The following is a 21,397-nucleotide window of genomic DNA, read 5'->3' on the forward strand; positions in this document are numbered from 1 at the left end:
TGTGTTTTTCTTCAGACAATAAAAAACCCCGCATTGCGGGGTTTTTTTATAAGACGATAACTTATGCCGCTGGCTGAGTTACAACGTCTTTAACGCCTTTAACTTCGATCTCTACGCGACGATCTGGAGCCAGGCAGTCGATCAGTGCAGCGCGAGCTTTCACGTTGTCACAGGTGTTGCCAGTAACTGGGTTAGATTCGCCCATACCACGTGGGGAGATCTTGTTAGCTGGGATACCTTTAGAGATCAGGTAATCAACAACAGACTGAGCACGTTTCTCAGACAGTTTCTGGTTGTAAGCGTCAGAACCGATACGGTCGGTGAAGCCCAGAACCACTACGGAACCGTCTTTAGGATCCAGGTTGCTCAGCTGGGTGTACAGCTGATCCAGTGCCTGCTGGCCTTCTGGTTTCAGAGTCGCTTTGTTGAAGTTGAACAGAACGTCAGACTTCAGAGTGAAGTGCTTGGTCTGTACTTCTGGAGCTGGAGCCGGCGCTGGAGCAACAACTGGTGCTGCATCTTCCTGCTGGCCGAAACGGTAGGAAACACCTACGCTCAGCATGCCGTTGTCTGGACGAACGCCAACGGTAGCACCGTCGCCGATGTTGTTAACCCACTGGTATTCCAGACGGGTAGCGATGTCACGGGTCATAGCCCACTCAACGCCACCAGCGAATACTGGGGAAACACCGGTGTCATGGTCGTCGCCAGCGATGCTGTTGCTGGAGTCAGCGCGCCATACCATACCACCCAGACGGGTGTACACGTCCAGATCGTCAGTTACTGGGTAACCCAGTTTAGCGGTCAGCTGTACGCCTTGAGCTTTAAAAGCGCCATTAACGTTGTCGCCTTTGTATGGCATACGACCTAACCAGTCGTAACCCATTTCAAAACCAACATACGGGTTAACCTGATAGCCACCGAACGCACCTGCACCAAGCTGGCTCTCGTGAGTAGGGCCATCATTGTTCAGGCTGCTGTTGTACCAGCCGGTGTCGTGGAACTGAGACCAGCCCAGTTTACCACCTGCATACCAGGTATTATCTTTCGGAGCGGCCTGCGCTACGGTAGCGAAGCCAGCCAGTGCCACTGCAATCGCGATAGCTGTCTTTTTCATTTTTTGCGCCTCGTTATCATCCAAAATTCGCCATGAATGTCTCAAGTAGAGAATCACGGTTAAATCCTTCACCGGGGGGCGTGGTCAAATATAAATCTACCGATATCTTCGGCTTAGGCCGAGCACCCCTGGCGATGTAAAGTCTACAACGTAGCTGAAAACTTACAAGTGTGAAGTCTGTCAGGCATATGAAAAAAAAAGTTCCGTATACCTATTATTTAACATTTTTAGAACGAATTTTGTGCAGTAAAATTAAGGAGAACCGCTCCAGACGCGCCTTGCCGCAATTTTGACGCCGGGAACTAAATCCGTATCTTGCGGTCAAAAAAAATTCCAGGAAAAATCTTAATTTCGCTCAATGATACAAATTTGAGTGAATTTTTAGCCCAGAAAGTTGTCCTCTGCGATAAGAATCTGGACGAACCGGGCGCATGATGAACCCGATCGCATTCCCTTCTTCAGCCGCTTCAGTCAGACGAAAATGTTCCTCTTCCGTCAGTTCTTCGGGTAACCAGCCGATCACCACGCTGTAATTTCCAGTGCGCAACGCGCGAACCATAGACTCAACGGTATCGCAGGGAGAGAGTTGGTTAATCTGCATCACCTTAGCCAGCGGCAGGCCTGCGGACTGAACCCATTCACGGCTCAATTTTTGCTGTGGCGTCAGCCAGAGCTGCCAGCGCGATTGCTGACCAAGCTGCTGTAATAAAGGCAGTAGCAGGAGTTGGGTCAACAGAGGCTGGTCTTCACGATAAACCACTTCACTAATAAGCCCCGTCGAAACACCCCCAACGGTGTTGTGCGCGACAGTGCCCGCGGTAGAGGAGAGAGAAGTTGAGCGATTTGCATAGCCTGAAGTGTACATATTCATTCCAGCCCTGTAGTTACTGTATGGATATACAGTAACCCCTGTATGCATAAAGATCAACCTCATTTTCGGAAAGCGACTCGCAAAATTCGTTCAATGTTGATGCCCCTCGAAAAATCATCTTGCTCAACGGCGCTAAGTTGCCTATTTTCCTGCTAACGGATCCGCTAGTAAGAAATTTCGCTGTTACCTTATGATTTAGAAGGGAAATATCATGAAAAAGATATCTTATGAACGGATTTATCAATCCCAGGAATACCTCTCACCGCTAGGAGAAATTCATCATCGCGCCCTGTTCGGTGGCTATACCCTGGCGGTAGATGACGCGGTTTTTGCCATGGTGTCAGATGGCGAGCTGTACCTTCGCGCGTGTGAAGAAAGCGCAAAATACTGTGTAAAAAATGCCGCCTCTTTTTTGACGTTGATGAAACGAGGCCGCCCGGTACTTCTCAACTATTACCGTGTCGATGATGGACTGTGGCAAGACAGGGAACGGCTGCTTCAGCTCTCCTCTTTCGCGCTCAATGCGGCGAGGAAAGAGCGCTGTCAGCGCCATCAACGAAACCGGCTTAAAGATCTGCCAAACCTGACTTTTCAGCTTGAGGTATTACTTTTCGAAGCGGGCATTACTAACGAAGAGACGCTGCGGGCGCTGGGTGCCAGGGAGTGCTGGTTGAAAATGCGGGCTAAAAATAGGGCACTCGGTATTAAAGTGCTCTTTGCCCTTGAGGGGGCTATTGAGGGTTTGCATGAGGCGGCACTCCCGGCAGGCATTCGCCGGGAGTTGACGGAGTGGTTTAATGCGCTGCCTGAGCCACAGAAGAATCACTCCTCCAGGTAGCGATTTGCTGTTGTAACCGGCAAATTTCTGGCAGCAGAGCGATAAGCAGGCCAATCTGCTGTAGCACCAGCGGCGCTTTGCTGTCGTTTCCAGGCTCAAGACGCGCGATACGTTGAGTCAGTTCATCCAGCGACTGTCTCACTTTCGGTTCATCGGCTGGCCGGTGATGCAGTGCATCATCGACGTAGCAGACCGCGTCATCCAACAGGTTGAGTATGCCCGGGTTGACCAGTTTCTCGCGGTGGGCACCCAGCGTGGAAATATAGCTGGTGAAGGTATGGTTGAGGCAGAGCAACCGGAAAGCCGTCTCACGCATCTCGGCCGTGGCACGAGGCTCCGTTGACATGTTAGAGACAACCGAGGCCAGCTCAGCATCACTGTTGTGCGCATCGCGGCGGGCTATCCGATAAGCCAGACGGTTATCGCGGCCCTGGTGGTACTGCTCAAGGATGGCATCCAGGTATCGGCAGTTGGCGTTCAATGCCCTGTCTAACACCCGCGGTAAATTACGGAAACGCCAGTCCGGCCAGATAAAGCTCACCGCTGCCCAGGCAATCGCACAGCCGATCAGGGTATCGAGCACGCGAGGCAGGGCGACCTCGAACCCTTCACCCAGCAGGTTAAAGCAGAGCAGCACCAGCAGCGTGATGAACATGGTGGCATGAGCGTACTGCACGTTGCGAAACGCGAAAAACAACACGCCGGTAATCACAATCAGCACCAGTTGCCCTTCAACAGAAGGCACGAAGTACAGCACGGGAAGTCCAATCGCGACACCGACCAGCGTACCGATAATACGCAGCGCAAGGCGGTGTCGGGTGGCGTTATAGTTTGGCTGGCAGACAAACAGACTGGTCAGCAGGATCCAGTAGCCATGCTGCAAACCGGTTATCTGGATAAAGGCATAACCGACGCATAGCACCAGAGACATTCTCACCGCGTGGCGAAAGAGCGCCGACTCTGGCGTAAAGTTGCGGCTCAGCCGCAGCCACATATCGCTAAAGCTATGTACGCTGTCATCAGCTAGCTGATTTTCCACATCATTACCCGGTTGCGCCATCGCCTGTTCGGATTCGATGGTCGCCAGCTGAGCATCTATAGCCCGCAGGTTGTTGAGCAGAAAACCCAGCGCTTTGATATGTTCCGGTGAAGTTCCGCTGGCCTGAACGCGATCGAGCGCCGCATCAAGATGGCTAAACACCCGTTCGAAACGGGGGTCATGCTGATAGGGCGTGCGCAGCAGAATGGATCGCGAGAGCTGCTGGCAGGCCAGGGACTGCATGGACAGCAGTCGCTGGAAGCGGAACATCACGTCGCTGTAGCGAAACTTTTCACGCAGGGCGGCATACTGAACATGCGAGGAACTGGCGCGTTCATGAATGTCCTGGGCGGCAAAATAGTAGTGTAAGGTTCTTCGCGTTCCACGCTGACCGCGATCGCCGCGCAGACGGGTAAGCAGCGAGGCTTTCGTCTGGTTAAGGGTAGTGACCAGCTGACCGTTTGCCAGCGCCAGATCGTAAAGCGGCGCCTGGCTTTCTTCTTCAATATCCGGGTCAAACAGCCGGGATTTCAGTTCCAGATAATGGGCCAACAGCTCAAAGCTACGGGCAAGGTTATCCTGCAGCGGGCGAACCGGGAAGATAAGATGGCCGGTTAACGTCAGCAGGTTATACCAGATGGCGCCCAGCAACAGCAGTAGAGGTTGCTGGTACCACTGGTCGTAAAGTGATACGCCCAGCATGGTATAGATGGCGATCAGTAAGGCGCCGAAGGCGATGGTGGCGTAGCGCTGCCCCAGTCCACCCAGCAAAATAAACCCGCTGGTCGAAAGCGTCAGGCCCAGTGCAAACAGCCACGGCCAGGGGAAGAGCAACTCAACGGATGCTGACGCAATAAAAAAGCAGACGAGCGTAATCACCAGATTACGCAAACGACCGGCCAGGCGATCGTCCAGATCCGCAAGCGCCCCGGCCACCACCCCCAGCGTGAGCGGGATGGTGAGTTTGACGTCATTCAACCACCACGGCAGGGCTACCGTGCCGCAAAGCGCGATAAAAATCCTGACGTTGTAAAGCCAGGAACTGTTCCAGGTATAACGGCGAAGCAGTGGGCTTAGCATAAACGCGGCCAGTCCTTATTTACTGAAAACGACGGCGTGCGTTCGCTTCACGCGCCGCCTGGGCCACTTCAACCGGAACAACTCTGCGCCCGACGGGCCAAAGGGCGATGGCGGCGATCTTAAAGTTCGCGAGCCCTACCGGAATCCCAATAATTGAGATGCACTGTGCAATACCGGCAAAAATATGCATGATGCATAGCCACCAGCCAAAGAAAATCAGCCACAGAATGTTCAGCAGGGTTCCCCCCGTGTTCATCAGGGCGTTCTTACTTTCCGGATTCAGTTCGTCAACGTGGATGGCTTCGTTACCGTAGGGGATTAACGAGAGTTTGGTGATTTCCCAGCAGGAGCGGGTCAGGGGGAGTGTGAAAATCAGGACGATGCTCACCAGTGTGGCAAAAAGCCAGGAAAGGGTGGTGGCAAAACCGCCCAGCACAAAATTCAACACATTCAGAACGGTACGCATAAACCCTCACTTCCTTTCGATAAAATTAACGCCCAATGATTGTAACGTTTTTTTAGGCTGGAGCACCTTAAAACTGGCAGTTAAACTGTCAGGTAAATTATCTCTTCGTGGATTTGGCGGGACATGGAACTGAAAGCAACTTCATTAGGCAAACGCCTGGCGCAACACCCTTATGACAGCGTTGTTTTGCTCAACGCCGGGGTGAAAGTCTCCGGAGAACGCCACGAATACCTTATTCCGTTTAATCAGCTTCTGGCCATCCACTGTAAGCGTGGGCTGGTATGGGGTGAGCTGGAGTTTGTTCTGCCAGACGATAAAGTCGTGCGTCTTCACGGCACCGAGTGGGCGGAAACCCAGCGTTTTCATCACCACCTGAACGCCCGCTGGCAGCAGTGGAGTCACGACATGAGCGTGATTGCCGCCCAGGTTCTGCACCAGGTGCTGGACGAGATCGCCCAGAGCAACGCGCAACAAACGTGGTTGACCCGCCAGCAGACTGCCGGGCTGCAGCAAAAGATTCGCCAGGCTCTCTCGGCCCTGCCGATTGCCGTAACGCGTCTTGATGAGTTCGACAACTGTCGCGACGCCTGGCGTCAGTGTCAGGCCTGGCTGAACGATAGGGATAAGAGTCGGCTGGCGCATAACCAGGCCTGGACAGATGCCATGCTGGCCCAGTACGCCGACTTTTTCAGTACGGTGGAATCTTCGCCGCTCAACCCTGCGCAGGCTCGCGCGGTGGTCAATGGCGAGCAGTCGCTGCTGGTGCTCGCGGGGGCAGGAAGCGGCAAAACGTCGGTACTGGTGGCGCGTGCAGGCTGGCTTCTGACGACCGGCGAAGCGGTTGCCGATCAGATTCTGCTGCTGGCTTTTGGCCGTAAGGCTGCCGAGGAGATGGACGAACGCATTCAGCAACGTCTGCATACCCGGGATATTACTGCCAGAACCTTCCATGCCCTTGCGCTGCATATCATTCAGCAGGGCAGTAAAAAAGTGCCTTCTGTCAGTAAACTGGAAAACGACACGCAGGCGCGCCAGGCGCTGTTTATCAAAACGTGGCGTCAGCAGTGCAGTGAGAAAAAAGCGCAGGCGAAAGGGTGGCGTCAGTGGCTGGAAGAGGAGCTCAACTGGGCAGTGCCGGAAGGCAGTTTCTGGCAGGATGATAAACTGGCGCGTCGGCTGGGATCGCGTCTTGACCGTTGGGTCAGCCTGATGCGGATGCACGGTGGCTCACAGGCTGAAATGATTGAAGGTGCGCCAGAGGGGATCCGCGATCTATTTTCGAAGCGGGTCAAACTGATGGCACCGCTCTTAAAAGCCTGGAAAGCCGCGTTGAAGGCGGAAAATGCCGTCGATTTTTCCGGTTTGATCCATCAGGCGATCGTCATTCTTGAGAAAGGACGTTTTGTCAGTCCGTGGAAACATATTCTGGTGGATGAGTTTCAGGATATCTCACCCCAGCGCGCAGCACTGCTCTGTGCGCTACGGGCGCAAAATAAACATACCTCGCTGTTTGCGGTGGGGGATGACTGGCAGGCTATCTATCGCTTCAGCGGCGCACAGCTTTCACTCACGACCGCGTTCCACCACTATTTTGGTGAAGGGGATCGCAGCGATCTGGACACCACGTATCGCTTCAACGCCCGGATTGGTGAAATCGCCAACCGTTTTATCCAGCAAAACCCGCATCAGCTGACCAAGCCGCTTAACAGCCTGCGGCCTGGGGATAAAAAAGCCGTCACCCTGCTGGCGGATGACCAGCTGGAACCGCTGCTGGACAAGCTCAGCGGCTATGCGAAGCCCGATGAGCGTATTCTGGTGCTGGCGCGTTATCATCACCTTAAACCTGCAGCGCTGGAAAAAGCAGCTACCCGCTGGCCGAAACTGCAGCTTGAATTTATGACCATTCACGCCAGCAAAGGGCAGCAGGCCGATTATGTGATTGTGATGGGGCTGAAAGAGGGCAGCGACGGTTTCCCGGCTCCGGCCCGTGAATCGGTGATGGAACAGGCCCTACTGCCGGTGCCGGAAGACTTCCCGGATGCCGAAGAGCGACGTTTGCTATATGTGGCAATGACGCGCGCACGTCACCGCGTCTGGCTGCTGTTCAATAAACCGGAGCCATCCGTGTTTGTCGATATTCTGAAGAGTATTGATGTGCCGGTAGCGAGAAAGCCGTAGCGACGACGGGCAAGGATGGGTAGGCCGGGTAAGGCGAAGCCGCCACCCGGCAAAAAAGCTACTTCAGTCTCTCAGAAAGATAACGCTGATAGTCCGGAATCAGGATATCAACCGGCGAATTGAACTGCGGTGATTCGATGATGAAATCCGCCGTCGAGAGGTTTGTCGCCACCGGAATATTCCACACCGTCGCCAGACGCAGCAGGGCTTTAACATCGGGATCGTGCGGAACCGCGTTCAGCGGATCCCAGAAGAAGATCAGCACGTCAATCTTCCCTTCGGAAATCTGCGCGCCGACCTGCTGATCGCCGCCCATCGGGCCGCTCAGCATCGCATTGACCTCCAGACCCGTTTCGCGCTGGATCAGGTTTCCGGTGGTGCCGGTCGCTGAAAGGGCATGCTTTTCCAGCAAAGACTGATGGCGGTGCACCCAGTTAAGCAGCATTTGTTTACAGTGATCGTGCGCCACCAGTGCAATGTGTTTGCGTTCAGGCAGCGTGCGTGTTGTCAGTTCCATAATCATATCCATCAGGTTAACTGACTACACGATGACGGGAAGCGCCTGACGCTGCAAGCCTCAGGCGAAAAAAATGTGGCTTAGGATGAAGGTTGTTGCTTTGCCCACTGTAAAAATCGGGCCCGCGTGTCGGGATCGGCCTGCTGGAACCAGAATTTCAGGCGCTGTTCCGTCAGCGTCTGGGACTGAGGCGGGATAACATCCAGTTCTGATACGCCGGAAAGCAGCGTACTGTCGTCGGCCATCAGGGTGGCAAACTGCGGAAGGGAGGCGCGTTTACCGGCTTTGTTATAAACCTGCGTAGCCGCCTCGTAATCCGGGCCTTTCGGGGACGTGGTTAATGCCAGAATATCCAGCTTCACCGGGATCGGCATCGCATCGCCGTCCAGCAGTTCAATGCGCGGCGACGCGTCAAAGGCCGCCGATTCCTTTTCTGTTTCAAGGCGAGGCAGGGTAATGTTCACCTGACTGATTTGCCGGGTATTAAAGCTGATAATCAGCGGCGGCGAGATGTACAGTCGTTGCTCATGGTTAGCCAGGCCGATCGATTTTTCTACCCGAAAGACCAGTTGATGGGGGCCGTTATCTAATTCGATGCTGTCAGCACCGCGTAATAATGAGCTGGACACTTTTTTTCCGTCCAGTACCAGAAGATCAATGTCGCCAGAGAGCCGAAGCGTGGTAGCAAATACGCAAACCGGCATCACTAACGCAATCAGAGCCGTGGCAATACCGGTTTTCATAGGAGGCTCCCGTCAGACATACTGTCGCCGCATTAATGTATCTAAATTTTTCGATAATCACGTTTACTAACATATAGACATATTTTGCCGTTTTGCCCTCATGCATCTGTATGGGATGGATGGTTGAGATGTGCGCTTTGGCGTACACTTTTAAAAAAGCCAGGAGAAAAACCATGAAAGAGAATGATGTTGCTGAGATTTTGACATCCACGCGGACCATTGCGCTGGTGGGCGCGAGCGATAAACCCGATCGTCCCAGCTATCGGGTGATGAAATACCTTCTCGATCAGGGTTATCACGTCATCCCGGTCTCGCCAAAAGTGGCGGGGAAAACGTTGCTGGGCCAGCAAGGGTATGCGACGCTCGCTGACGTACCCGAAAAAATTGATATGGTCGATGTCTTCCGTAATTCCGAGGCCGCATGGGGCGTAGCGCAGGATGCTATTGCCGTCGGGGCGAAAACCCTGTGGATGCAGTTGGGTGTGATTAACGAGCAGGCGGCCGTGCTGGCGCGTGAAGCGGGTCTGAAGGTGGTCATGGACCGATGCCCGGCGATTGAGATCCCCCGTTTGGGGCTGGCGAAATAATAAAAAAAAGCCCGTTATCGGGCTTTTTTTACACGCTTAGTTCCGCAGGCGCGGAGCCTGTAGCTGTTTACGGATGGTCTGAGCAAGTTCATCCATCGTAGGTTGCTCCGGATGCTCTTCCTGCAACTCACTACTCAGCTGCGCTTCGGCAAGGTAGGTATGAACGGGTTGTCCGTCGTCACCTTCCATCACCACATGGTACCAGGGCGCAGCGCGAAGCTCGGCGTTAACCGCCAGCTCGTCTGCTGACGGTTCATCAAGGGAATACTCCGGGTCGATATCGACGACCACACCCAAATACCCTAGCAAAGTGTGGCGGACCTGCTGGCCGATACCGAATTTGCTGGCAATCATAGTCACCTCCCGGGAAATACGACTTACACGTTATGTGTGGTCAATATTTCTCTTTTCAAGTTACATGACGCGACAGGCAAACCCTTTCAGATACAGCCCTTCCGGGTAGGTAGCAATCACGGGATGATCGGCTGCCTGACGGAACTGCTCTATAAATTGTACATCACGACCAGCATCTATTGCGGCATCGGCGATGATTTTCTGAAATAAATCTGTGGTCATCAGACCGGAGCAGGAGAACGTCAGCAGAACGCCACCCGGGTTCAGCAGTTGGATGGCCAGCATGTTGATATCTTTGTACCCGCGGCAGGCGCCCATCAGCTGGCTTTTATTCTCCACAAACTTAGGGGGATCCATCACGATAACGTCGAACTTCTCGCCCTGATCGCGATATTTACGCAGCAGCTTGAAAACGTCGTCGCGTACAAACTCCGCTTTGCTCAAATCCAGCTTGTTTAGCTCGACGTTTTGTTTTGCCACGTCAAGCGCTTCCTGCGACGTATCTACGCTGACGACCTGCGCACAGCCGCCCATCATCGCCGAAACGGCGAAACCACCGGTATAGGAGAAGCAGTTAAGCACGCGCTTGTCGGCGACGTACTGGCGGGTCGCCAGACGGCTGTCGCGCTGGTCAAGGTAATAGCCCGTTTTGTGACCGCCCTGAATATCCACCAGCAGCTTCATGCCATGTTCTTCAATGGGCAGCAGGGCTGGCGGCAGTTCGCCCGTTACAGGCCCCTGAGTCAGCTCCATGCCCTCTTTTTTGCGCACTGCCACATCGCTGCGGTCGTAAATGGCACACTGCGGGAACAGCGTTTGCAGCGCGCTAATCAGCGCGGCACGCTGGTATTCCGCTCCGGCGCTCAGGAGTTGCAGCACCAGGAAGTTGCCGAAGCGATCGATGGTCACACCCGGCAGGCCGTCGGACTCACCGGCGATCAGACGATAGCTGTCCAGACCGTCACGCTTTGCCAGCCATTCACGCCACTGTTGCGCCTGCTGCAGGCGGCGAACGAAGAAGTCGATATCAATGGTTTCATCTTTGTCGAAGGTCCAGACGCGAGCGCGGATCTGGGACGCAGGCGAGTATGCGCCTCGCGCTAACCATTTCCCCTGATGGTCAACGATATCAATGGTTTCACCGAGGCTGGCTTTGCCTTCCATGCGGGCAACTGCGCCAGAAAAAACCCAGGGATGACGGCGCAGTAAGGATTTCTCGCGCCCTTTGGCTAACACTAAACGTACACTCATAATTTGCTGTTCTGTCGATTTCAGGGAAATGGCGCGTAGATTATCACATTCAGCAAGTCGCAATCATCTGTGGATGCCTTTGAGCGTTTCGGCACAAAATCAAATCGCTTAAGCACATTACGGTATGGCCGCGTGCCTTACATTGGGGCTTCCCGTTCAGCAAAGGACTCCCCCATGAAAAAGCGCAGTGTAATAGCAACAACCGCTCTGGCGGCGATAAGTTTTCAGGTTTTAGCGGCAACGCCTTTCAGTATCACCAGTCAGGATATCTCCGGGGAGCACCGTTTAGCGCAACAGCAGGTGTTCAACGGTTTTGGCTGCCACGGTGATAATCAGTCTCCGCAGCTTGCATGGAAACATCCGCCAGCCGGTACGAAAAGTTTTGCCATCACGGTATATGACCCCGATGCCCCCACCGGCAGTGGCTGGTGGCACTGGACAGTCGCCAATATTCCTGCGAAAACAAGGGCACTGCCTGCGGGCGCGGGTAACCCAAAGAGTGAGAAATTACCCGCTGGCGCGGTGCAGGGGCGTAATGACTTCGGTTATTCTGGATTTGGCGGCGCATGTCCACCTGAGGGAGACAAACCGCACCGTTACCAGATTACCGTCTGGGCGCTGAACGTGGACACACTGCCCCTTGATAACAATGCCAGCGGCGCGCTGGTCGGTTATATGATAAACAGTCACGTTCTGGGAAAAACGCAGTTAACCGCAACGTACAGCAGATAAGGATGACCCGGTGCAGGAGTTTTACCTTCAACATAAACAGCTGACGGCGGGCGAAGTCAGTGCCAGCAAAATGCATCGCCTGCACCAGGTTAAACTTTTTTTTCCAGCCATTTGTCACATTACTCACGGCAGTAAGGTCATTGTTCAGGATGACAATCGCCTGGTGGCAACGAGGGATGCGCTGATTATTATCCCGGCCAATACGTCAATGGAGATTATTAATCAGCCTGCGAACGGCATGTTTCGATCGGATCTGCTGATGTTGTCGCCAGAGATCCTGGCCGAGTTTAAAGCGCATTACCTGAAATCCTGGCCGGGCACGACGTTACATTCCCTTTGTGTCCCGTTGAGCGAGGGGCTGGCGTTTATGTGGGATAACCTGCTGCACGCCGTGCGTCAGGATTTACCGGAGGCGTTACAAAAACATCAGGCCTTCGGTCTTTTGCTGGCATTGCTGCATGAAGGCGTGGCAGGTCCGCTGCTTATTGAGCGAAGCAGTAACCTGACTGAGCAGGTGCGACAGTTCATCATGCTATCGCCGGCCAGATCCTGGACTGCGCAGGATATTGCAAGCCGTCTGGCCTTAAGCGTGCCGACGCTGCGCAGAAAGTTGCGTGAAGAGTCGCAGAGTTTTCGCCAGATCGTGGAAGAGGTGAGAATGGCCGTTGCGCTGTCACAGCTGCAATCGACCCGATTACCCATTGGCGAAATCGCATTACAATGTGGGTATCTTTCCAGTTCTCGTTTCACCGCCCGCTTTCGGCAGCACTACGGCTGTTTGCCGAAAACGCTACGTTAAGGAGAAGAAAAATGTCAAAAGTTTGCACTATTGCCTGGGTTCACGGCATCGTTCAGGGCGTCGGGTTCCGCTACAGCACCCAGCGTGAGGCTCTTCAGCTCGGGATCACGGGCTATGCGCGAAACATGGATGACGGCAGCGTTGAGGTGGTCGCCTGTGGAGACGCGAAGCAGGTAGAAAAACTGATGGTGTGGCTGAAAGCGGGTGGCCCGCGCAGCGCGCGGGTTGACAGGGTGCTAACAGAACCGCATCAACCCGGCCGGGAATACGAGAACTTCAGTATTCGTTATTAAATGCACTTCACCGGCTTTGGCAGGCCAGCAATTTTGGTGGCCTGTTTAGCCGGGCCTTTCGGAAACAGACGATACAGATAGCGGCTGTTGCCTTTCTCTTCGCCAAACTTATTGGCCATCGCTTTCACCAGCATGCGGATCGCCGGAGAGGTATTAAATTCGAGATAAAATTCGCGCACAAAACGCACGACTTCCCAGTGTTCGGGGGAGAGGGTGATACCTTCGTTTTCGGCGATTTTTTCCGCCAGTGGCTCGCTCCATAGCGTGGTATCTTTCAGATAGCCTTCGCTATCGGTCTCAATTTCCTGGCCTGCAAAAATGAACATAGTGCTCTGTCGATAAAGTAAAAACCGCCCCTAGTCTAGCAAAGAAGGGGCGGCATGAGAAACTTCGGTCTATAGAAGAAGCTGTAGCAGATTGTTGGCATTCAGCTTTTTTAACGCGTTGCATTTGTACGTCGAGACCTGTTTTTCGCTCATCTGCGTCATTGTCGCAACATGTCTTACCGATTGCCCGTTAACCAGCCTGTCGAGAACATTGAACTCCATGCCCGTCAGGCAACAATTCAGGCTGCGGACCCGACGGGGCTCTTTTGCAAGCAGATACGCTGCATCCGCGACGGCAATTCTGTCATCAATAATATATGAGGTCAGCGTGGCAAAACGCTTTCGCAGATGCGTGGCCAGCGCCCAGCCTTTTTCATTGCACACCAGATAAAGCGTTCCTTCCCAGCGGCTGGCCTCCAGCTGAAGCAGAATCTCAACCAGCGCCTGATGCGTCCCGGCGACGGAAAAGCGGCAGCGCACAACGAGGGTGTCGCAGGCCAATAACGAATGGCGCCACGTTACCGCGCCGCTTTCAACCAGCATTTGAGCGTTACGGCGCAGAAGGGCGTAGCGTAAACCTTCGGCATAAAAGCGATTATTATCAAGAATAACGTAATTCACGGCGGCCTCTTTATAACGTACTGGGTGTGTAGATAATGCGTAGCGTGCCGGTGTAATCCCCGGCATTTTTGCTGCTGGCAGTAAATGAAGGGGTTTTCAGGATAATAGGGGCTGGCACGCACAGTACGCTCTCGCGTCCGCCGGGCAGGACGACCTGACGCAGATACTGCGGATCGTTAGTCCCTTGCCAGACCACGGTTTTACCGTTAGCGACGATGTCTGTTGCGCCTGTGATGGGATGGGTGACAAAGACCTGATAGTCAAGACGGTCCCGCGCATCGGTCTGGCTTCCTCCGCGTCGCCTGATAGAAAACGCACCTTCAGTACGGCCCGCTGAGGCGAGTCCGTCGTCCTCAAACCGAAGGTAGGTGCGGGTGCTGGTGCTGTTTTTACCATCGTACAGGCACATATCCAGCGTATTTTCTCCCTGAATCTCACTGCCACCCGGCCGCCCCGGGAAGTTAGTCAGGTTGAGGTTAACGATGGGCGTGGAGTGCGGAAATGCCGGCAGATAAATCTGCTGATTACCCGGATCGACCACCTCAATGCGAATGTTTGCCTGCCACCTGGCGATAGTGAGATAGCCAGGGCATCCGACGTTTACGTCATTGAAGTTCCCGCCACAGTCGGCGCTCCCCCATTGACGCAGGTTCTGCTTCAGCGTTGCGGTCCAGATCCCCGGCAGGGCGAGCTTATCCAGTTCGCTTTTCACAATATAGAAATCGAAGTAGGGCTCTCTGTTCCAGTCAGCAATTGTGGCTGTTCCGCCTGTCACAAAGCTGGCAAAGGTAAACACTTTATTGTTGATAAACATGTAGTGATCGCCATACACCTTGATATCCACCGTCTTGCTGGTGAGGGCATGCGTGAAACGTAAATTGATGGCATAGGGCGCGGCCGGGTTACCCGAGAACCAGACCGGAGAGTTCATGCAGGCCCCGTACGTGGCGTCGGTCCGGGACTGACAGGTCAGGGTATTACGTCCCCACTTTTGCGGGTCGGCGGTGTCAAAGCCGCCCGATTCATGCAACCAGATATCGAAACGTGCAGGCGGTGCCGTGCGATCGAAGCTGATCCCAACGCTGGTGTTTCGTCCCGCAGGGGCGCCCGCCAGCGTCTGGCCTGTCCACAGGCTTAACAACAGTAAAATAAAGAGGTACTTCATCACATCATTTCCCTTTAGTGAGGTTGTCGGCGTTCATGGCAGTTGGCCCGGCAGGTACCGATCGTCCGGCGAGCATCAGCTGTGCCTGCTGCTGGACGGCATCCGGCAGGGCCGAGAAGGTTAATTCCCGACAAGGAATTGAGCCGACATAGCGCACCACGTCGCGCATACTTTTCACGTTGAGTTCGCACTGATAAAACTGCTGCTGACGCACCAGGTAGAGGTTATGCAGCAGTGCATCGCTCTGGGCGCTGAATCCGCCGTTGCCGAGATCGCTCCAGCCGTTAACGTTCAGCGGCACACCACCGATAAACGGCGAATGACGCTCGTCGGTTAACTGGCCGAGCCAGGTGTAGCTTGCGGTGGTTTGCACATCCCGACGCAGCAGTTTGCCTGGCACCATAAACAGCGTTCTGCTGCCTGAACCTTGCGTGATCTCACTGCTGGCTCCCCGGGATACATCCAGCGATTCGTTAATCGTCAACGTGGTCTGCTGGTAGCCCGGTACGGCGAAGAGAGCGCGGCTATTACCCGGAATGTCTGCGCTCCCGCTGTTATCCAGCGACACGGCAACGCTCGGAGCCAGGGTATCAGTCGGTGTGGCAACGTTAACCGCGACGGCGGAAGCAGGGCGTCCGTCGCTCCAGCGGCCCAGCCACAGGCCAGAACGCGACAGCGCAAGTGTCGAGCTGTAGTTGCCGCTGGTGCTCAGCGTATGGCGTCTGTCCTGACGATCCCAGGCGTCGCTGACGGTCAGACTGCCGTTGCCATATCGCCCGCCCTGGCGCGTATAGGCTGAGGTATTCAGCGAGTCGCTGTTAATGCCTGATGCGCTAAGGCCGTACTCGTTTTCACCGCGTGCATCGCTGTACCAGTTATGCGCCACGTTGTAGCTCAGCTGATTTTTTTCACGCTGCTGGTGCTGCCAGGTCGCCCCCAGAGAGGTATAGCTAGACGCATCACCCTGACGGTTATGCGCCATGGACAGGCTCACGCTCAGGTAGCCGCCTTTGTCCCTGCCGTCGCGGGCATCATCGTTGCGCATGAAGAGGTTAACGCTGCTGTTAATGTTCAGACCATGGGTGCTAAAGGCATTGCTCAGACCTCCCTGCCAGGCCCGCGAGCGCGAGCGGGTCATATAGACCGATTCCCACGGCAAACCCGCATCGTGGCGATCGTCGCTATCCGGCAGCTCCCGGCGTGAAACGTACCGTCCTTCGTTGCGGTTATCCGAATAGCCGAGGCTCGCATACCAGGCGCCGACAGGGACGGAAAACATCACCGAGAGGGTGCGATAACAGCCGTTCACGGCGTCAAACCCGGCGCTTCGGTTGTTGCAGTTTTCCGCTGATAGCGCGTTGCGATAGAGGCTCAGTGAAAAACCGTCGTTGTAGCTGATTTGCTGAATATTGCCGCGCTGGCCTTCGCTGCCGTAAAGGTAGCTAAACCGGGTACTCAGCACGCCGTCGATCGGGCCCGCGTTGAAGCCCCGGCTCCAGTCGAGCGCATTTTCCAGGAAGCGCTGGTTTTGCTTTATCGTTGCTCCGCTGGTAAGCGCTAAGGTCTCGGTGACGGGCAGGCGTACGCCCGCCTGCGCAACCGCGCTGGGTTCTTCGTTTTGATCGCTATTGTCGGTTTCACCCGCCTGCAGGAACCACTCGACGCGGTCGAATGGCGTAATGCCGGTTCGGGTAAACGGCACCTGCTCGGAACGCGTTAGCCGGTTATTTTCATAGACCGACAGCGTGACGGTGTAGCTCCCGTCCGGAAACGATCTTGTGTCGAGAGTTTGCGCCCCGGCATTCAGGTAAAAGCTGGCCAGCAGCTGACTGCCACGGCGGGCATCAATACGCGCGTCATGGGAAAGCAGCACGGTGATAGGGGTTCCCTTTGACTGCTGAACCGGATTTATCCACGCCCGTGTTGAGCCTGCGCGCACGCCGCGAATTTTCCCCAGCGGCAGCTGGCTGAGGTTGATATTTCCACCGGCATTACTGAACAGATCGCGGGTATCCATTTCGCCCAGCTGGACATAGTACTGGCGCAAGATATCCTGGCGGAACCAGGCATTGTTAACGGTGATTTCCTGTTGCTGCTGGTGCCTTGAACGCTGTCCCAGCCAGGTCCAGTCGAGGTTAACATAGCCGTCCTGCGTGAGCGCCAGCGCGCCATTGCCCTGCACGGTGGCTGACTGATAATCCCTGTCGGCAACAAAATTAACATTCTGCTGATGGATAAGCGCATTTTCGGTGTCCTGCGTGGGCTGATACCACTGATTTTCCGCGGTGGCTTTAGGCAGGAATTTCTTGTCTAAAAACAGGCTAATACGGGCGTTATTCTCGTCATAGATAATGGCCGCGCGGTCGGTATCAATGTAATCGCAGCCCGCTGCGGAGCTGTTGCTGCTGCAGGCCAGGTTGCCGTTACGGGCAAGCGGAACGGCCAGCGTGGCAGACACGGTGGCAACGAGAGCAGGGTCGTCGTTAAACCGTCGTTTGATGGCTGCTACAACGGTTTCAGGTGCGACAAAACTGACCGTTTCAAGCGTGATATCCGTTTCAAACAGGCCAAGCGACTCGCCATATAGGTTTACCTCTGTCCACAGGCGCTGGGTTTTCGCCAGATCTTCAAAACCTGCCGGGACGGTCATCCCGGCACAGGCGAGTTGGATGGAAGCGGGTAACAAAGCAACAAAGAGGAGAGTATTTCTGTGAAACGCCATGAACGAGCCTCGACATCATCCTGACGTCAGAGGGTGGGCACCCTCTGACGTTATTCCTTAGGTGCTGTGGTGTTACGCACCGCCTTCCGTGGTCGTCGCTTGCGTCAGCATCAGGCTGACAACGCCGCTGTACTGACCGGTTTTCAGAATGCCTTTGGTGGTCTGAGAAATGGTCAGCGGCAGTACCGCTGAACCGTTTTCAATGCTCCCCGGGAACAGTTCGGTACCGGTATATTCAACATCGGCGGTAGAGAGGGTTTTATCGCCCAGCTTCACCGTCATTGGGATGGACTCAGCACCGTCGGCATTTGCCAGCTTCGCGGCACTCACCAGACGGACTTTCAAGTTGCTGGTGGCGGAGTTAGACCATACCTTGGTATTCAGGCGGTAGCTTTCCAGACCGCGGCCTGGCAGGTACTGCATATCGATGCTTGCCGGCAGCGGCGTATTATCGGCCTGGGTCATATCCAGCTGTGAATCAACGCTGGCGTTGACGGTAATATCTTTTTGGATCGCCAGCGCGCTAACGGACGTGGTCATCGCGGCAACAATCATCAGGGGTTTAAAATACTTACGCATTGATATCTCCATATTTACAAATGAGCACCCTGGCTCTTTAAACAAACCCTTTGGGGTCTTTACGGTAACGTCGTGTTATTGCACGACGGGTAAATCAGCTTCTTCAGCGGTTTTATTCACCCAGTTGAAGTAGCGGAATTTATATTTATGGCCTTGTGTCTTTGTGAGCGTTTTTAATTTCCGTTCGGTGTCTGGATAAATCGTCGCGTCTTCTTTAATCCATTTACACGACGAATTTGCGTCACAAATACCGATCTCTCTCAGCGGCACGCGCAGCGTACCGTTGTTTTTTAACGTCCCCCTGCGAGGGTCTATCGAGAGTGAAACCACACTTTTTTCCGGGGCGAGGTGGATCAGGGCGCCCCAGATGACATTGACGCCCAATGTCGCCTTCGCCGCAGCGCTTTCTGCCTGACCTGGAATAATGCTGTCAGGTTGCTTTACCCCTTCAAAATAGACGCGCCAGGTGGTCTCTTTTTCCGGTGGCGTGAGCGATACCAGACGAACGACGCGCATTGCGCCAGCCGCCAGGGCAAATTTTTCTGGCGTCACAACAACGCCACCTTCTTTCCACGAGGCCACATCAATCTCTTTTTCCTCGGCAGTGCCGGGATTAAGAATTTTCTTTTGCCTCACCCGAATGAACTGAATATCATCCGTTTTTGAAGCCACTTTTATTTGCGCCGCCCCGGACTTATCCACGTTAAGTTCCATCGGGTACACGCTCATATTGGCCATTGCCATTTCTGAGAAAAATGGTAATGACAGCGCGGCGACATAAAAGGCGGTTGTCATGTTCACTCTTTTTTTCTGTTTCACATTCTGCCTGCCTGCTCTGAGTTCATCGGTGGCGCGTTAACACCAGGACACCGTCTGCTTTCGTATCGCTTCAGGGCAGGGAAACTTTAACCAGAACAGCGGTTTGTGAAAATTTGTATTAATTAACTCGTTAAATACAGTTTTTTATCCTGCTTTTCTGTCTTTAAGGTTGTATAGTTAAGCGAAAATACCGCGACCAGGGATGGGAAGAAAATTCCTTCTGATTACAAAATAAGCAGATCAGGAGGTGATTTTCATGTCGATGTACCAGGGATTAAAAAGCATGCGGTAACAGCCGAGAATAAAAGATGTTTTTTATATGCAATAATTCGTTGTTATTCGATCCTGAATCACATGCAATAAGTCTTGTTGGACAACCCGAGTCTGTATTAACGCTTTCGGCACCGGCCGTTCGTCTTTTACAGGAGTTTATTAAGCACAGAGGTCGTGACCTTAGCCGGGATGAATTGATCGCTCGCGTGTGGGAAGCGTTCGGCTTTACGCCATCAGGAAATAATCTCAATAAAGCGGTAAGCGAATTACGTAAAAGCTTTCAGTCGCTGGGAGAGGGGCATGAATTTATCGTGACCGTACCCCGCTATGGATTTCGTTTTGAGGCCGATGTGATTTTTCAGCCTCGGGAGAATATTCAACCCGTTGATTCTCAGTCTCCGGTTGAACAGCAAGACGTAAAGCCGCGGCGCACATTCCTGAAAAGGGGGGCGATTACGGCGGTCGCGATCGTCGCTGCACTAGGGGGATGCCTGTACTTTAGCCGCCCGCAGGGGATAACCGTTCCGGCGAAACTCACGCCAGTTAAGGAAAAAATTGCGCGTTGCAGTATCTGGATAATTAACGATCATGGACGGCCGTTAGTGTTATCGAAATTAGCAAAACAGCTGGAGGCGAATAACGTGGCATGCGAGCGAGAAGAGTATAATATTTATTATTTCAGCGCCCGTTTTGCTATTTCCGCCGCGGATGAGGTTTTCATTGGTGCCTGCCCGGGAAGTAAAACCAGACTGTGCAAAACCATTCGTTATAAAAGCGGGGCTGAAAAATGAAAATAAAACTTATTTTTGGGCTGAGCGGTGTACTGGTTGGTGGTGCAATAGCGCTTTTTTACTATTCTGGCGGCCTGGGTAAAAAGGATGTGCTTGCCTGCAGTACAGAATTTAATTTCACGCGCAATGAGGGAAAAGCAAGTGAGGTGAAGGTCAATACCTTTGCTCAGTTCTATTTTCATCAGGATGGAACCGGGTTGACGACTTACAAAGGCGCGGCAAGGGCTGGCGGGCAATGTTTGATCGTTGACAGGGATGTCGACTTTACCTGGGAGCAACGGAAAGATGATAACGTCATTGTATTGAGCTACACCAAAACCTGGCGTCGACACAATGACAATACCCCGGATGCTCAATGGGGAAGCTTCGCCTATCCGACCGCACGTTACTACCTGACGATCTCTGAACTGTCGCCCGCCGTGTGGCTGATTCAGGACCGGCGTTATCCTACCTATATCTGCCGGGGAGAATAAGACAAAAAAAAGAGAATGCCATGGGCATTCTCTTTTTTCGTATCAGTGATGCAAATTAATCCCGGCTGGCGAAGCCCAGAATGCTCAGCAGGCTGACGAAGATGTTATACAGCGATACATACAGGCTCACGGTGGCGCGAATGTAGTTCGTCTCACCGCCGTGAATGATGTTGCTGGTTTCATACAGGATCGCGCCAGATGACAGCAGGATAAACACCGCGCTAATCGCCAGATGCAGGGCAGGCAGCTGCAGGAAGATGTTAGCCACCATACCAATCAGCACCACCACGATACCCGCCATCAGCATACCGCCGAGGAAGGACATGTCCTTACGGGTGGTCAGCACGTAGGCCGAGCAGCAGAAGAACACCAGCGCGGTACCGCCCAGCGCCATGCCAATCACGTCGCCCATACCGGCAGACAGATACGCGTTCAGAATCGGCCCCAGGATATAGCCCAGGAAGCCGGTGAAGGCGAACGCTGACAGAATACCGACCGGTTTATCCGCGGTTTTGTAGGTCAGGAACATCAGCCCATACATCCCCACCAGCGTCAGGATCAGCCCCGGAGACGGCAGCATCAGCACGGTGCTGGCGGTGGCAGTGATCGCCGAAAACGCCAGCGTCAGGCTGAGCATGAAATAGGTATTGCGCAGCACCTTGTGGGTACTGAGTAGCGATGTGCGGTCGCGTGAAGAAGTAATAATACGATCCATGAGTCACTCTCTTATGACAGATGTAATTAGCGGAAAGAATAGGAAACG

At 53.9% G+C, this 21,397-nt stretch carries 23 protein-coding genes; 8 read left to right on the plus strand and 15 right to left on the minus strand.

What is annotated here, in order from left to right; all coding sequences use genetic code 11:
* Positions 1-61 precede the first annotated feature (61 nt).
* Both ompA and sulA read right to left on the minus strand, forming a co-directional pair.
* The gene (gene ompA, locus AAER43_RS07705) at positions 62-1,117 is read right to left on the minus strand and encodes a porin OmpA (RefSeq protein ID WP_014883252.1); all 1,056 of its coding nucleotides are present in this window, start codon (positions 1,115-1,117) and stop codon (positions 62-64) included.
* A gap of 355 nt (positions 1,118-1,472) precedes the next feature.
* Positions 1,473-1,982 (minus strand): SOS-induced cell division inhibitor SulA, encoded by a 510-nt coding sequence (gene sulA, locus AAER43_RS07710; RefSeq protein WP_014883253.1) that lies wholly within the window; start codon positions 1,980-1,982, stop codon positions 1,473-1,475.
* A 217-nt stretch (positions 1,983-2,199) separates the two neighbouring features.
* On the opposite strand from sulA, the gene AAER43_RS07715 reads away from it, so the two are divergent.
* Positions 2,200-2,826 (plus strand): TfoX/Sxy family DNA transformation protein, encoded by a 627-nt coding sequence (locus tag AAER43_RS07715; RefSeq protein WP_014883254.1) that lies wholly within the window; start codon positions 2,200-2,202, stop codon positions 2,824-2,826.
* Here the strand turns inward: AAER43_RS07715 and yccS are convergent.
* Entirely contained in the window at positions 2,783-4,945 is a 2,163-nt protein-coding gene (gene yccS / locus AAER43_RS07720) for a YccS family putative transporter (RefSeq protein ID WP_050862058.1), read from the minus strand. The genes AAER43_RS07715 and yccS overlap by 44 nt on opposite strands.
* A gap of 19 nt (positions 4,946-4,964) precedes the next feature.
* On the minus strand, positions 4,965-5,411 hold the full coding sequence (locus tag AAER43_RS07725) for a YccF domain-containing protein (protein WP_014883256.1): 447 nt from the start codon (positions 5,409-5,411) through the stop codon (positions 4,965-4,967).
* A gap of 123 nt (positions 5,412-5,534) precedes the next feature.
* Here AAER43_RS07725 and helD point away from each other — a divergent pair, with 123 nt between their 5' ends.
* Complete coding sequence (gene helD / locus AAER43_RS07730; RefSeq protein WP_050862057.1) at positions 5,535-7,589, plus strand: DNA helicase IV; 2,055 nt, start codon at positions 5,535-5,537, stop codon at positions 7,587-7,589.
* 58 nt (positions 7,590-7,647) lie between these two features.
* Here helD and mgsA read toward each other — a convergent pair whose 3' ends face one another.
* Positions 7,648-8,106 (minus strand): methylglyoxal synthase, encoded by a 459-nt coding sequence (gene mgsA / locus AAER43_RS07735; RefSeq protein WP_050862070.1) that lies wholly within the window; start codon positions 8,104-8,106, stop codon positions 7,648-7,650.
* A gap of 80 nt (positions 8,107-8,186) precedes the next feature.
* Entirely contained in the window at positions 8,187-8,849 is a 663-nt protein-coding gene (locus tag AAER43_RS07740; protein ID WP_023332617.1) for a DUF2057 family protein, read from the minus strand.
* Between the two features lie 173 nt (positions 8,850-9,022).
* Between AAER43_RS07740 and AAER43_RS07745 the strand changes: the two genes are divergently transcribed.
* Positions 9,023-9,436 (plus strand): CoA-binding protein, encoded by a 414-nt coding sequence (locus AAER43_RS07745; RefSeq protein WP_014883259.1) that lies wholly within the window; start codon positions 9,023-9,025, stop codon positions 9,434-9,436.
* A 36-nt stretch (positions 9,437-9,472) separates the two neighbouring features.
* On the opposite strand, the gene hspQ is transcribed toward AAER43_RS07745, so the two are convergent.
* Together hspQ and rlmI are read right to left on the minus strand one after the other, a co-directional pair.
* A complete protein-coding gene (gene hspQ / locus AAER43_RS07750; RefSeq protein WP_008499919.1) occupies positions 9,473-9,790 on the minus strand; it encodes a heat shock protein HspQ in 318 nt (105 codons plus the stop codon).
* 60 nt (positions 9,791-9,850) lie between these two features.
* Positions 9,851-11,041 carry a 23S rRNA (cytosine(1962)-C(5))-methyltransferase RlmI gene (rlmI, locus tag AAER43_RS07755; protein ID WP_050862056.1) on the minus strand — a complete coding sequence of 397 codons (1,191 nt, stop codon included), beginning with the start codon at positions 11,039-11,041 and terminating at the stop codon, positions 9,851-9,853.
* A 174-nt stretch (positions 11,042-11,215) separates the two neighbouring features.
* On the opposite strand from rlmI, the gene AAER43_RS07760 reads away from it, so the two are divergent.
* From AAER43_RS07760 to yccX, 3 genes are read left to right on the plus strand one after another with little or no spacing between them, the layout of a single operon-like run.
* The gene (locus tag AAER43_RS07760; RefSeq protein ID WP_050862055.1) at positions 11,216-11,773 is read left to right on the plus strand and encodes a kinase inhibitor; all 558 of its coding nucleotides are present in this window, start codon (positions 11,216-11,218) and stop codon (positions 11,771-11,773) included.
* Positions 11,774-11,783: 10 nt separating this feature from the next.
* Entirely contained in the window at positions 11,784-12,572 is a 789-nt protein-coding gene (locus AAER43_RS07765) for an AraC family transcriptional regulator (RefSeq protein WP_032637047.1), read from the plus strand.
* A gap of 11 nt (positions 12,573-12,583) precedes the next feature.
* Complete coding sequence (gene yccX / locus AAER43_RS07770; RefSeq protein ID WP_023332620.1) at positions 12,584-12,865, plus strand: acylphosphatase; 282 nt, start codon at positions 12,584-12,586, stop codon at positions 12,863-12,865.
* On the opposite strand, the gene tusE is transcribed toward yccX, so the two are convergent.
* The 6 genes from tusE to AAER43_RS07800 form a co-directional block, all read right to left on the minus strand.
* Positions 12,862-13,191 carry a sulfurtransferase TusE gene (gene tusE, locus AAER43_RS07775; protein WP_008499913.1) on the minus strand — a complete coding sequence of 110 codons (330 nt, stop codon included), beginning with the start codon at positions 13,189-13,191 and terminating at the stop codon, positions 12,862-12,864. The two genes, yccX and tusE, sit on opposite strands and share 4 nt — an antisense overlap.
* 69 nt (positions 13,192-13,260) lie before the next feature.
* Complete coding sequence (locus AAER43_RS07780) at positions 13,261-13,812, minus strand: LuxR C-terminal-related transcriptional regulator (protein ID WP_023332622.1); 552 nt, start codon at positions 13,810-13,812, stop codon at positions 13,261-13,263.
* 10 nt (positions 13,813-13,822) lie between these two features.
* The gene (locus AAER43_RS07785) at positions 13,823-14,980 is read right to left on the minus strand and encodes a CfaE/CblD family pilus tip adhesin (protein WP_032637046.1); all 1,158 of its coding nucleotides are present in this window, start codon (positions 14,978-14,980) and stop codon (positions 13,823-13,825) included.
* Between the two features lies 1 nt (position 14,981).
* Positions 14,982-17,699, minus strand: coding sequence for a TcfC E-set like domain-containing protein (locus AAER43_RS07790; protein ID WP_050862054.1), 2,718 nt, complete (start codon positions 17,697-17,699; stop codon positions 14,982-14,984).
* 72 nt (positions 17,700-17,771) lie between these two features.
* On the minus strand, positions 17,772-18,278 hold the full coding sequence (locus AAER43_RS07795; RefSeq protein ID WP_050862053.1) for a CS1 type fimbrial major subunit: 507 nt from the start codon (positions 18,276-18,278) through the stop codon (positions 17,772-17,774).
* A 75-nt stretch (positions 18,279-18,353) separates the two neighbouring features.
* On the minus strand, positions 18,354-19,097 hold the full coding sequence (locus AAER43_RS07800) for a fimbrial protein (RefSeq protein ID WP_032637044.1): 744 nt from the start codon (positions 19,095-19,097) through the stop codon (positions 18,354-18,356).
* A gap of 308 nt (positions 19,098-19,405) precedes the next feature.
* On the opposite strand from AAER43_RS07800, the gene AAER43_RS07805 reads away from it, so the two are divergent.
* Positions 19,406-20,161 (plus strand): winged helix-turn-helix domain-containing protein, encoded by a 756-nt coding sequence (locus AAER43_RS07805; RefSeq protein ID WP_032637043.1) that lies wholly within the window; start codon positions 19,406-19,408, stop codon positions 20,159-20,161.
* On the plus strand, positions 20,158-20,634 hold the full coding sequence (locus AAER43_RS07810; protein ID WP_032637041.1) for a hypothetical protein: 477 nt from the start codon (positions 20,158-20,160) through the stop codon (positions 20,632-20,634). The genes AAER43_RS07805 and AAER43_RS07810 overlap by 4 nt, the downstream gene beginning before the upstream one ends.
* A 55-nt stretch (positions 20,635-20,689) precedes the next feature.
* Here the strand turns inward: AAER43_RS07810 and yccA are convergent, their stop codons facing one another.
* The gene (gene yccA, locus AAER43_RS07815; RefSeq protein ID WP_013097244.1) at positions 20,690-21,349 is read right to left on the minus strand and encodes an FtsH protease modulator YccA; all 660 of its coding nucleotides are present in this window, start codon (positions 21,347-21,349) and stop codon (positions 20,690-20,692) included.
* Positions 21,350-21,397: the final 48 nt, after the last annotated feature.

Source organism: Enterobacter sp. FUJ80071 (genome assembly GCF_038739915.1).
Lineage (GTDB): Bacteria > Pseudomonadota > Gammaproteobacteria > Enterobacterales > Enterobacteriaceae > Enterobacter > Enterobacter kobei.

Coding starts and splice junctions, on each gene's coding strand:
- ompA (WP_014883252.1), bottom strand. CDS start 1,117: ATGAAAAAGACAGCTATCGCGATTGCAGTGGCACTGGCTGGCTTCGCT.
- sulA (WP_014883253.1), bottom strand. CDS start 1,982: ATGTACACTTCAGGCTATGCAAATCGCTCAACTTCTCTCTCCTCTACC.
- AAER43_RS07715 (WP_014883254.1), top strand. CDS start 2,200: ATGAAAAAGATATCTTATGAACGGATTTATCAATCCCAGGAATACCTC.
- yccS (WP_050862058.1), bottom strand. CDS start 4,945: ATGCTAAGCCCACTGCTTCGCCGTTATACCTGGAACAGTTCCTGGCTT.
- AAER43_RS07725 (WP_014883256.1), bottom strand. CDS start 5,411: ATGCGTACCGTTCTGAATGTGTTGAATTTTGTGCTGGGCGGTTTTGCC.
- helD (WP_050862057.1), top strand. CDS start 5,535: ATGGAACTGAAAGCAACTTCATTAGGCAAACGCCTGGCGCAACACCCT.
- mgsA (WP_050862070.1), bottom strand. CDS start 8,106: ATGGAACTGACAACACGCACGCTGCCTGAACGCAAACACATTGCACTG.
- AAER43_RS07740 (WP_023332617.1), bottom strand. CDS start 8,849: ATGAAAACCGGTATTGCCACGGCTCTGATTGCGTTAGTGATGCCGGTT.
- AAER43_RS07745 (WP_014883259.1), top strand. CDS start 9,023: ATGAAAGAGAATGATGTTGCTGAGATTTTGACATCCACGCGGACCATT.
- hspQ (WP_008499919.1), bottom strand. CDS start 9,790: ATGATTGCCAGCAAATTCGGTATCGGCCAGCAGGTCCGCCACACTTTG.
- rlmI (WP_050862056.1), bottom strand. CDS start 11,041: ATGAGTGTACGTTTAGTGTTAGCCAAAGGGCGCGAGAAATCCTTACTG.
- AAER43_RS07760 (WP_050862055.1), top strand. CDS start 11,216: ATGAAAAAGCGCAGTGTAATAGCAACAACCGCTCTGGCGGCGATAAGT.
- yccX (WP_023332620.1), top strand. CDS start 12,584: ATGTCAAAAGTTTGCACTATTGCCTGGGTTCACGGCATCGTTCAGGGC.
- tusE (WP_008499913.1), bottom strand. CDS start 13,191: ATGTTCATTTTTGCAGGCCAGGAAATTGAGACCGATAGCGAAGGCTAT.
- AAER43_RS07790 (WP_050862054.1), bottom strand. CDS start 17,699: ATGGCGTTTCACAGAAATACTCTCCTCTTTGTTGCTTTGTTACCCGCT.
- AAER43_RS07795 (WP_050862053.1), bottom strand. CDS start 18,278: ATGCGTAAGTATTTTAAACCCCTGATGATTGTTGCCGCGATGACCACG.
- AAER43_RS07805 (WP_032637043.1), top strand. CDS start 19,406: ATGTTTTTTATATGCAATAATTCGTTGTTATTCGATCCTGAATCACAT.
- AAER43_RS07810 (WP_032637041.1), top strand. CDS start 20,158: ATGAAAATAAAACTTATTTTTGGGCTGAGCGGTGTACTGGTTGGTGGT.
- yccA (WP_013097244.1), bottom strand. CDS start 21,349: ATGGATCGTATTATTACTTCTTCACGCGACCGCACATCGCTACTCAGT.